Annotated in this window: 7 protein-coding genes; 3 read left to right on the top strand and 4 right to left on the bottom strand. The window is 63.4% G+C overall.

The window, feature by feature from the left end:
• Window position 1 precedes the first annotated feature (1 nt).
• The gene (locus tag LB569_RS02055; protein ID WP_224690855.1) at window positions 2-1252 is read right to left on the bottom strand and encodes a D-amino acid dehydrogenase; all 1251 of its coding nucleotides are present in this window, start codon (window positions 1250-1252) and stop codon (window positions 2-4) included.
• A 104-nt stretch (window positions 1253-1356) separates the two neighbouring features.
• Window positions 1357-2352 carry a UDP-glucose 4-epimerase GalE gene (gene galE / locus LB569_RS02050; RefSeq protein ID WP_224690854.1) on the bottom strand — a complete coding sequence of 332 codons (996 nt, stop codon included), beginning with the start codon at window positions 2350-2352 and terminating at the stop codon, window positions 1357-1359.
• A gap of 278 nt (window positions 2353-2630) precedes the next feature.
• Here galE and hemA point away from each other — a divergent pair, with 278 nt between their 5' ends.
• Window positions 2631-3908 carry a 5-aminolevulinate synthase gene (hemA, locus tag LB569_RS02045; RefSeq protein WP_224690853.1) on the top strand — a complete coding sequence of 426 codons (1278 nt, stop codon included), beginning with the start codon at window positions 2631-2633 and terminating at the stop codon, window positions 3906-3908.
• 466 nt (window positions 3909-4374) lie between these two features.
• A complete protein-coding gene (locus LB569_RS02040) occupies window positions 4375-5295 on the top strand; it encodes an IS110 family transposase (RefSeq protein WP_224690852.1) in 921 nt (306 codons plus the stop codon).
• Between the two features lie 99 nt (window positions 5296-5394).
• On the opposite strand, the gene LB569_RS02035 is transcribed toward LB569_RS02040, so the two are convergent.
• Both LB569_RS02035 and mscL read right to left on the bottom strand, forming a co-directional pair.
• Complete coding sequence (locus LB569_RS02035) at window positions 5395-6561, bottom strand: pyridoxal phosphate-dependent aminotransferase (RefSeq protein WP_224536020.1); 1167 nt, start codon at window positions 6559-6561, stop codon at window positions 5395-5397.
• Between the two features lie 109 nt (window positions 6562-6670).
• A complete protein-coding gene (gene mscL, locus LB569_RS02030) occupies window positions 6671-7093 on the bottom strand; it encodes a large conductance mechanosensitive channel protein MscL (protein ID WP_224536022.1) in 423 nt (140 codons plus the stop codon).
• 249 nt (window positions 7094-7342) lie between these two features.
• Here mscL and LB569_RS02025 point away from each other — a divergent pair, with 249 nt between their 5' ends.
• Complete coding sequence (locus LB569_RS02025) at window positions 7343-10852, top strand: NahK/ErcS family hybrid sensor histidine kinase/response regulator (RefSeq protein ID WP_224690851.1); 3510 nt, start codon at window positions 7343-7345, stop codon at window positions 10850-10852.
• The last annotated feature ends 47 nt before the right edge of the window (window positions 10853-10899 follow it).

Here is a 10899-nt window from a genome sequence, read left to right as displayed (position 1 = left end):
TTTATCCCCCGTAGACCAGTCCCTGGGGATCGATCTCCGGCTTGCGCCCGGCAACGAGGTCGGCGAGGAATTTGCCCGAGCCGCAGGCCATGGTCCAGCCGACATGGCCGTGGCCGGTGTCGAGATAGAGGTTGCGGTATTTCGCCTGGCCGATGACCGGCACCGAGTTCGGCATCATCGGCCGCAAACCCGCCCACAGCTCGGCTTTCTTCTCGTCGAAGGCGCCAGGAAACAGATCCTTGCCGGTCCTGAACATGGTGGCGAAGTCGCTGGGCTTGTGGCTGCGGTCGAAGCCGGTGAATTCGGCGGTCGAAGCCAACCGCAATCGATTGCCAAGGCGCGAATAGGCCATCAGTTGGTCCTCGTCGGCGCCGCCCATGGTCGGGCCCTTGCTCTCGTCCTCCAGCGGAATCGTCGCCGTGTAACCTTTCACCGGATAGACCGGCAGGTCGATGCCATAGCGGCGGCCGAGCAGACCGCTCTCCGGCCCCATCGAGATCACCACTGCATCGCCGGTGACCGGCCCGGCCGAGGTCATCACGGCGCGCACCCGGTCGCCTTCGATGTCGAGGCCTTCGACCGTGGTGCCGTAGCAAAACCTCACGCCGAGCTTTTCGGCGGCATAGGCGGCCAGATTTTCCACGAACTGCCGGGAATCGCCGGTCTGGTCGATCGGCGAATAGACGCCGCCGGCGATCTTTTCCTTGACGCCGGCAAGACCCGGTTCAAGCTCGACCAGCCGATCGCGGCCGACGATCTCGATCGGCAGGCCATGCTCGGCCAGATAGCGATAATTGTCGGTGCCGGTATCGAGGCTGTGCTGCGAGCGGAAGAAATACAGGATGCCCTTCTTGCGCTCGTCGTAATGGATGCCAGTCTCGGCGGAGATGGCGTTGATGCAGTCGCGCGAATAGAGCGCGAGCCGCAGCTTGACCTGGCTGTTGGCGCGCAGGCGGGCCACCGTGCACTGGCGCAGGAAGCGCAGGCTCCAGGCGAGGAAATAGGGATCGAAGCGAAGCCTGACCTTGATGCCGAGATCATGATTGTAGAGCCCGCGCAGGAACGTCTTAAGTGCCGCGGGCGAGGCCCAGGCGGTGGCATCCCCGGGAGACACCAGGCCGGCATTCGACTGGCTGGTGCCCCGCGCCGGCGCCGGATGGCGCTCGATCACGGTGACCTCGTGACCGTCCGCGGCCAGATAATAGGCGGCTGCCGTGCCGACGACGCCGGCTCCAAGCACCGTTATCTTCATGCGATCCCCCAAAGCTCCTCGCGGCACGGCGCCTCGGCACCGTATCGCGAATGCTTCCATAGCGCGTCGCCGCGCGGCTTGCGAGCCCTTGGGGAAGCGCGGGCTTAGCCCCGCGAGGAGTTCTTGCTGGTCAGGATACGTTCCCAGGCGAGCGCGTCGTTGACGATCTGGTCGAGATCGTCGCGCTGCGGGGTCCAGCCGAGTTCGGAGCGGGCAAGATCCGAATTGGCCACCACGGCGGCGGCGTCGCCGGCACGCCGGTCGCCCATCCTGACCTCGAAATCATGGCCGAAGGCGCGGCGCACGCTGTCGATGACCTCGAGCACCGAATAGCCGTGGCTGTAGCCGCAATTGGCGACGAGGCTCTGCCCCCCGTCGCGCAACCTCTGCAAGGCCAGGCGATGCGCGGCGGCCAGATCGCTGACATGGATGTAGTCGCGCATGCAGGTGCCGTCCGGCGTCGGATAGTCGGTGCCGAAGACCTGCATGAACGGGCGCTTGCCGAGCGCGGTTTCGCAGGCGACCTTGATCAGATGGGTGGCGCCCGGGGTGGACTGGCCGGTGCGGCCCTTCGGATCGGCGCCGGCGACATTGAAATAGCGCAGCGCCGTGTAGCGGATGTCGTGCGCAAGGCTTGCGTCGCGCAGCATCCACTCGCTCATCAGCTTGGACAGCCCATAGGGCGATTCCGGCGCCAGGCGGGCATCCTCGCGCACCGGCTCCAGTCCGGCGCCGCCATAGACGGCGGCTGTCGAGGAAAAGATGAAATTCGGCACGCCCTCGCGCACCGCGGTTTCAATCAGCGTGCGGGTCTTCGAGGTGTTGTTCTCGTAGTAGGCGAGCGGGTCGGCGACCGATTCCGGCACCACGATCGAGCCGGCGAAATGGATGATGGCGTCGACCTTGTTTTCCCGGATGATCGAGCCGACCAATTCCTTGTCGGCGACATCGCCGACGACCAGCTTCGCCTCAGGCGCCACCGCCCATTCGAAGCCGGTGGAAAGGCGGTCGAGAACCACGACGCTCTCGCCCGCATCCAGCAACTCCCAGACCATATGGCTGCCGATATAGCCGGCGCCCCCTGTCACCAAAACCGTCATCCAATCCTCGCTTACCCAAGATTTATCGGAAACTGTCTCAACAACCGCCTTACTGGAAAGTCTGCCGTCTGCCCATTAAAACGAGAGGTAACCAGCGTTCACTTGATGTGGCATCGTGCGGAAACAAAAGTGAACCAAAGAGCGTGCCATGAATTGGGAATAGGCCACGATCCGCTGTCGTTAGGAACAGGTCCGGGGCGTGGCATTTTGACCAAATCGGCCCGGTGGACGACCAAAAGGCCAATGACTATGATCCCGCGCAAAATTGGGAAGTCGATATGAACTATCAGCGGTTTTTCGAGGAAGCGATCGATCAGCTCCATGCCGAGCGTCGCTACCGCGTCTTCGCCGACCTCGAGCGCATCGCGGGCAGGTTTCCGCGCGCCATCTGGCGTTCCAACGGCCGCGCCGAGGAAATCACCGTCTGGTGCTCCAACGACTATCTCGGCATGGGCCAGCACGCCGACGTCATCGCCGCGTTCCAGAACGCGGCCGGCAAGATGGGTTCGGGCGCCGGTGGCACCCGCAACATTTCCGGCACGTCCAACCCGCTGGTCGAACTCGAGCATGAGCTGGCCGACCTGCACGGCAAGGAAGCCGCCTTGGTCTTCACCTCCGGCTTCGTCTCCAACGAGGCCTCGATCTCGACCATCGCACGGCTTTTGCCCAATTGCCTGATCATCTCGGACGAGCTGAACCATGCCTCGATGATCGAAGGCGTGCGGCGCTCGGGCGCCGAGAAGAAGATCTTCCGCCACAACGACGTCGCGCATCTGGAAAGCCTGCTGCAGGCGGCGGGCCGCGAACGCGCCAAGCTGATCGTCTTCGAAAGCGTCTATTCGATGGACGGCGACATCGCGCCGATCAAGGAGATCGTCGAACTCGCCGAGCGCTACAATGCCTTGACCTATATCGACGAGGTCCATGCAGTGGGCATGTACGGGCCGCGCGGCGGTGGCATCACCGAGCGTGAGGGCCTCGCCGACCGCATCGACATCATCGAGGGCACGCTCGCCAAGGCCTTCGGCACGCTGGGCGGCTACATCACCGGCACGAGCGCCGTCATCGACGCGGTTCGCTCCTACGCGCCCGGCTTCATCTTCACCACCGCGCTGCCGCCGGCGATCGCCGCCGCGGCCACCACGTCGATCCGTCACCTGAAGCGCTCACAGGCCGAGCGCGACGCCCAGCAGCAGCAGGCGACCCGAACCAAGCAGATCCTGTCGGCGGCCGGCCTGCCGGTGATGGAGTCGCCAACCCATATCGTACCGCTGCTGGTTGGCGATCCGGAACTCTGCAAGATGGCCAGCGACCGCCTGCTCGGCGTGCACGGCATCTACATCCAGCCGATCAACTACCCGACCGTGCCGCGCGGCACGGAGCGGCTGCGCATCACGCCGACGCCATTCCATTCCGATGCGCTGATCGCCGAACTGCAGGACGCGCTCGTCGAGACCTGGGACGCACTCGGCATCCCCTACGGTTCGGCGGGACGGCCTTCGGTGGCCAAAAGCGACCGGATCATTCCGCTGCTGGTGCCCAAGTCGGGCGGTTGAAGCCGTTTATAGAGGCCCCGTTTATAGAGGCACTGTGTGTGCCCGGTATTCATTGTTCTTCACCGTCGCGACTCTCAAATGTCGCGGCATGGATCCTAGGGTCTCCGCGACGTCGCTTCGCGACTGCTACGCCCTAGGATGACGAAGGCAGCGAGGCTTTTCGGCTAATCTCGGAAATTGGAGATTGGCCATCGCAAACCTTTGACATTAGCCGAAACACCCATCGCTTCGTCATCCTAGGGCGAAGCAAGGAGCGGAGCGACACGGCGCAGACCCTAGGGATCCTGTGTGTTTTTGCCATGCTATAGTTGAGGTGGGAAGGAGACCGACAGGATCCTGGTCGTCCTTTGGAGGACAGGCCGTGGCATGGCTCGGTCCCTTCCCACCGGTGAACCATCAACCTGAACAGTTGCACGGGGCTGTTAGCAGCAGACCTCGCACCACAGGAAGAGGCGTGGACATGATAATGCAGAACTATGTCGGCTGCGACATCTCCAAGCAGTGGCTCGATTTTTTTGATGAGGCAAGCAGCCGTTGCCAGCGCATCGACAACCAAGCCGATGCGATCGCTGCCTATGTGGCAGGCCTTCACCCCGGCCGAGATTTTGTCGTCATGGAGGCAACAGGGGTCCATGACCGGCTGCTGCGACATGCGCTGGCCAAGGCAGGCGTGGCGTTCTCGCGGCACAATCCGACACACACTCACCACTATGCGAAGTCGACGGCACGGCGCGCCAAGACCGATCCTCTCGACGCCAGGATGTTGAGCGGCTACGGCCGTCGCTATCACCCTGAAGCCGAGCCGGCGCCGCACGAAGAAAGTGAACATCTTCAATCGCTTGCCCGCCACCGCGACCAACTGGTCGATATCAGGGCAAGATTGAAGAAGCTTCGCAGCGAGGCCTTCGATGAGATTGTCATCGCCGAACTCGAAGAGCTGATCGCCAGCTTCAACACACGCATTAAGGCGCTCGAGAGCCTGATCGCCGAAACCATTCATCAAGTCGAGGATACTGCTCGCGACAACGCGCTGATGGTCTCCGTGCCTGGTGTCTCCAAGATCACCGCGTTATCTCTGCTGGCGCACCTGCCCGAACTCGGCCAGCGTTCACCCAAGTCGATCGCGGCACTCGCCGGCCTTGCCCCTTTCGACAACAAGAGCGGCAAGCTCAATCGCAGGAGCCAGATCCAGGGTGGCCGAGCGCGCGTGCGCCGTGCCCTCTACATGGCTGCGCTGGGCGCCATCCGAGCCTGTGATCGCTTCCGAGTTTTCTACAGTGCCATCGCAGCCCGATCAGGGTCAAAGAAGCTCGCCATCATTGCCGTTGCAAGGAAGCCCCTCGTCGTCCTCAACGCCATCATCCGTGATAAAAAAGCATTCGCATGAACACAGTTGCCATGCCGCGACATCAGCCGAAGAATGCGACGGTCGGCAGGCTGCCGGCGCACGCTGTCATCTCCTGCCGGCGATCAATCCCAACCGACCTCAAACAGTCTTCATCCACCTTGCCAGCCGGTTTGCCGCTTCCTCGAGTTGATCGAGGCGGCGGTGGAAGCACAGCCGCAGGAACGCTTCGCCACCGGGGCCGAAGGCGGTGCCGGGTGCCAGGCCGACATTGGCCTTGTCGACGATGTCGAAGGCGGCGCTGCGTGAATCGGTGATGCCGTCGACCGTGAAGAACAGGTAGAAGGCGCCTTGCGGCACGGTGAAGCGCGCCTTGCCGGTTTCGCCGAGAATGCGGCAGACCAAGTCGCGGGCTTTCCGTGCCCGCTCCACCTGTTCGGCGACGAAGGCATCGCCCTCGTCGAGCGCCGCGACCGCGCCGCGCTGCATGAACTGGGCGACGCCCGAGTTGGAATACTGGATCAGGTTCTCGAACACCTGCTGCAGGCTCGGATGCGTCTTGATCCAGCCGACCCGCCAGCCGGTCATCGCCCAGTTCTTGGAGAAACTGTTGACGAACAGGATGCGGTCTTCGGCCTCGGCAATGTCGAGGAAGGACGGCGCGCGGCCATGGCCGTAGTGAAACAGCGAATAGATCTCGTCGGCGATGATCCACAGGCCCTTGGCCCGGGCGAGATCGAGGATCGCCCGCAAGGTCTCATGGTCGGCGGTCCAGCCGGTCGGATTGGACGGCGTGTTGATGAACAACGCCTTAGTGCGCGGCGTGACCGCCGCAGCGATCTTCTCGACGTCGCAGGACCAGCCATTTCCGGAGTGATCGAGCGTGACCGGCACCGGCACGGCACCCGCGATCGCGGCGGCGGCGTCGAAATTCGGCCAGGCGGGCGACAGGTAGATCACTTCGTCGCCGGCGCCCGCAAGCGCGTCGAGCGCCAGCTGGATGGCATGCATGCCGGAGCCGGTGACGATGAATTGTTCCTCGGGGAAGGTCTTGCCGAAATGCCTGGCGTAGTAGCGCGCCAGCGCCTGCCTGAGATCGGGAATGCCCCTCTGCCAGGTGTAGAACGTCTCGCCGTCGGCCAATGCCTTCGACGCGGCATCGGTGATGAAGGACGGCGTCGGCAGGTCGCCCTCGCCGGCCCAGAGCGGGATCAGGCCTTCGCGCAGGCGGCCGTAATTGACGACGGCGACGATACCGCTTTCAGGCGCGGCCAGGGCCTCGGGGCGCAGGGTCTGGATCAAGGTCATTGGGCAGGTCCGTTGTCTCGGTCGTTCGTAGGCGCTGCTTACCAGATACGAAAACAGAAAACCCCGGCCGCGAACGACCGGGGTTTTGGTCCAGAAGAACCGTATCCGTCTATCGCCTGGCCAGCAGATCGCGGATTTCGGTGAGCAGCGCAACGTCGGCGGGGGGCGGCGCGGCGGCAGGCGCTGGCTTTTCTCTTTCCAGGCGCCTGCGCATGTTGTTCACGGCCTTGACCATGAGGAAGATGATGAAGGCGAGGATGATGAAATTCAGCACCACGGTGATGAAGCTGCCATAGGCAAAAACAGCGCCTTGCTTTTTGGCGTCCGCCAGCGAGGTGGCGTTGACGGCCGAAGAAAGCCCAAAGAAGTAGTTGTTGAAGTCCAAGCCGCCGAAGATCGCTCCGACGATCGGCATGATGATGTCGTTGACCAGGGAATCGACGATCTTGCCGAAGGCAGCGCCGATGATGACGCCGACCGCCAGATCCATCACATTGCCTTTGGAAATGAATTCCTGGAACTCTTTCAGCATTCGACCCTCCTTATCATGGGACCGCGCTGCCACTTAGACCTCTCCGGCATCGGCCCTGCGACACCATAACAAAAACCTTGGGTTGCACCATCGGCTAAAGGAAGAAACCAACCGCTTTCTCCTTACCCAGGGGCAACAGCCGGAAATCATCGCCCGCATGCATCGAAAGCCGCGATGGACTTGGCGCCCAAGCTGTGATTGCGTCTGGCCCGGCCAGGTGAAAATCGGCACAGGGAGGATTTTGCCGGCGTGCAGGGCTTGTTCATCGTCATCATCGCGATTGCCTATGTGACGCTGCTGTTCGCCATCGCCAGCCTGGGCGACCGCCGCTCGGCGATATCTGGGCCAAGTCGGGCACGGCCCTTCATCTATGCGCTCAGCCTTGCCATCTACTGCACGTCCTGGACCTTCTTCGGCTCGGTCGGCCTTTCCTCGGAACGCGGTCTCGAATTCCTCGGCATCTATACCGGCCCGGTGCTGGTGTTCGTGTTCGGCTTTCCGCTGCTCAACCGTATCGTGCGGCTGGCCAAGACCGAGAAGATCACCTCGGTCGCCGACTTCCTCGGCGCGCGTTACGGCAAGAGCTTTACCGTGGCCGCGATCGCCACGCTGATCGCCACCATCGGCGCCGTGCCCTATATCGCGCTGCAATTGAAGGCTATCTCCGGCTCGGTCAGCCTGATGGTCGAGCATTATACGGGCTCGCCACCCTCCTTCGATCCCTTCGTCAGCGACATTTCGCTGGTCGTCGCCATGCTGCTGGCGCTGTTCGCGGTCCTGTTCGGCACCCGTCATGCCGACGCCACCGAACATCAGGACGGGCTGGTGCTGGCGGTGGCGGTCGAGACGGTGGTCAAGCTTGCCGCCTTCCTGGCGATCGGCCTGATGGTCACCTTCCTGATCTTCGGCGGCCCCGGCGACATGTTCGACCGGCTGGCCGAGAATGGCCAGGTGCGGCAGGCAATGGGCTATTCGACGTCGCTCGCCACCTGGCTGGTGCTGACCTGCCTGAGCGGCTTCGCCATAATCCTTCTGCCGCGGCAGTTCTACGTCACCATCGTCGAGAACCGCAGCGAGGCGGAGCTGCGCACCGCGACATGGGTGTTTCCGCTCTACCTCGTGGCGATCAACCTGTTCGTGCTGCCGATCGCCTTTGCCGGCCTGACGCTGGTCGGCACAAGGACGAGCAGCGACCTCTACGTGCTGTCGCTGCCGCTGTTCAGCGGCCATGATTTCCTGGCCATGGCCGCCTTCATCGGCGGCCTGTCGGCGGCAACCGCCATGGTCATCGTGGAGAGCGTGGCGCTGTCGATCATGATCTCCAACGACCTGATCATCCCGCTGTTCGTGCGCCGGCTGTTGCGCACAACCACTTCCGAAAACGAGGACTGGTCGACGCTCATCCTCAATGTGCGGCGCGGAGCGATCTTCATCCTGCTCTTCATCGCCTTTCTCTACTACCGCGAGAGCACCAACAGCGCCCGGCTGTCCTCGATCGGCCTGATGTCCTTCGCGGCGATCGCGCAATTCGCCCCGGCCCTGATCGGCGGGTTGATCTGGCGCGGCGCCAACGGCCGGGGCGCGGCACTCGGCATGGTCGCCGGCATCCTGGTCTGGGGCTACACGCTGCTGGTGCCGTCGCTCGTGCCACCCGATACCGGCATCATCGTGCATGGACTGTTCGGTTTCGAGGCATTGCGGCCGCAGGCACTGTTCGGCACCGTGGCCGAACCGCTGAATCACGGCGTGCTCTGGAGCCTGTCGATCAACACGCTGTTCTTCGTCTTCGGCTCGCTGTCGCGGGCGTCGGTGCCGCTTGAGCGCATCCAAGCGTCGATCTTCGTGCCGCGCGAAGCCGGCCCGATGCCGAGCCTGCGCCGCTTCCGCACCGCCATCACCGTCAACGACCTCAAGGACACGATCTCACGCTATCTCGGCGTCGAACGCACCGAGCGGTCCTTCCAATCCTTCGAGAAAAGCAACGGCACCTCGCTGCATGGCAACGAGCAGGCCAGCATGGACGTCATCCGCTTTTCCGAACAGCTTTTGGCCAGCGCCGTCGGCTCGTCCTCGGCGCGGCTGATCCTGTCGCTGCTGTTTCGCCGCCACGACCGCGAATCCAGGGACGCCTTCCGCCTGCTCGACGACGCGACGGAGGCGCTGCAGCACAATCGCGACCTGCTGCAGATCGCGCTCGACCAGATGGAACAGGGCATCACCGTCTTCGACCGCGATTTCCGCCTGATCTGCTGGAACCGCCAATACCGGGCGCTGTTCGACCTGCCAGACGAGATGGGCCAGGTCGGCGTCTCGCTCGACCGTATCCTGCGTCATCTGGCCGAGCGCGGCGACATTCCCTCCGACCAGCGCGTGGCGATGCTCAACCGGCTGACCAGCTTCGTCAGCCCGTGGCAGATGGAACTGAAGACCAGCGGCCGCATCCTGGAACTTCGCTCCAACCCGATGCCGGACGGCGGCATCGTCGCCACCTATGCCGACATATCGGGACGCGTCGAGCAGGACCTGGCGCTGAAAAGTGCCAATGAATCGCTGGAGCAGCGCGTCAAGACCCGCACCATCGAATTGACCCGGGTCAACGAGGAATTGATCCGGGTCAACGAGGAACTGGCACAGGCGCAGATGCTGGCCGAGGAGGCCAATCTCGGCAAGACACGCTTCCTCGCCGCCGCCGGCCACGACATCCTGCAGCCCTTGAATGCCGCCCGGCTCTATTGCTCCTCGCTGATTGAGAAAGCCGGCCGGGGACCGGCCGGCAAGGCGGCGGTCAACATCGAATCCTCGCTGGAATCGGTCGAGACCATCCTGGGCGCGGTGCTCGACATTTCGCGCCTCGATGCAGGCGCCATGAAACCGGATGACACGGCCTTCAACCTCGACGGACTGCTCAGCCAGATCGGCAATGATTTTCGGCCGATGGCCGCGGCAAAGAAGCTCGAACTGACCATTATTCCGTCCTCACTGACGGTGATGACGGACCGCAATCTTTTGCGCCGCCTGATCCAGAACCTGGTCTCCAACGCCATCAAATATACCCGCCAAGGCCGCATCCTGGTCGGCGTGCGGCGGCGTGGCGCATTGGCGGAGATCCAGGTCATCGATACCGGCATCGGCATTGCCGGCGACAAGCTGAACACCGTCTTCCATGAGTTCACCCGGCTGAACGAAGGCGCACGCGAAGCCGAAGGTCTTGGTCTCGGCCTCTCCATCGTCGACCGCATCGCCAGGGTGTTGCGGCTCGAGATCCGCATCTTCTCCAATCCTGGCAAAGGCACGCGCTTTTCCGTCATCCTGCCGGTAGCGGCCGCGCAGGAGCCGCTACGCGAGGTCGAGGCCAGGGCGCCGGCCCGCGCGGCGGCTTCGCTGTCGGGACTGCATGTGCTGTGCATCGACAACGACATCCGTATCCTCGAAGGCATGCGGCTGCTGCTCGAAGGCTGGGGCTGCAATGTCGCCACGGTCACCGGCTCGCAGGATCTGGACAGGGCCGCGATCGACCGTCCTGACATCGTGCTTGCCGACTACCATCTCGACCGCGAAACCGGTCTCGATATCATTGTCGGGCTGCGGGCGATCCATGGCGACGACCTGCCGGCCGTGCTGGTCACCGCCGACCGCTCCAACGAGGTGCGGGCGGCGGCGGGCAGGCTCGAGATTCCGGTGATCAACAAGCCGTTGAAACCCGCCGCCCTGCGCTCGATGATGGCCAGGGTCAGGCCGCTGGCTTCGGCCGCCGAATAGCCCGCCAAGAGCCAAGGGCAAACGAAGCAGGGAATTTGGGCAGCTCC

The organism is Mesorhizobium sp. BH1-1-4 (assembly GCF_020165665.1).
Lineage (GTDB): Bacteria > Pseudomonadota > Alphaproteobacteria > Rhizobiales > Rhizobiaceae > Mesorhizobium.
This window is presented reverse-complemented; position numbering and strand designations above follow the sequence as displayed.

What these genes read in the sequence shown, in the direction of transcription:
- LB569_RS02055 (WP_224690855.1), bottom strand. Translation starts at nt 1,252, where the DNA reads ATGAAGATAACGGTGCTTGGAGCCGGCGTCGTCGGCACGGCAGCCGCC.
- galE (WP_224690854.1), bottom strand. Translation starts at nt 2,352, where the DNA reads ATGACGGTTTTGGTGACAGGGGGCGCCGGCTATATCGGCAGCCATATG.
- hemA (WP_224690853.1), top strand. Translation starts at nt 2,631, where the DNA reads ATGAACTATCAGCGGTTTTTCGAGGAAGCGATCGATCAGCTCCATGCC.
- LB569_RS02040 (WP_224690852.1), top strand. Translation starts at nt 4,375, where the DNA reads ATGCAGAACTATGTCGGCTGCGACATCTCCAAGCAGTGGCTCGATTTT.
- LB569_RS02035 (WP_224536020.1), bottom strand. Translation starts at nt 6,561, where the DNA reads ATGACCTTGATCCAGACCCTGCGCCCCGAGGCCCTGGCCGCGCCTGAA.
- mscL (WP_224536022.1), bottom strand. Translation starts at nt 7,093, where the DNA reads ATGCTGAAAGAGTTCCAGGAATTCATTTCCAAAGGCAATGTGATGGAT.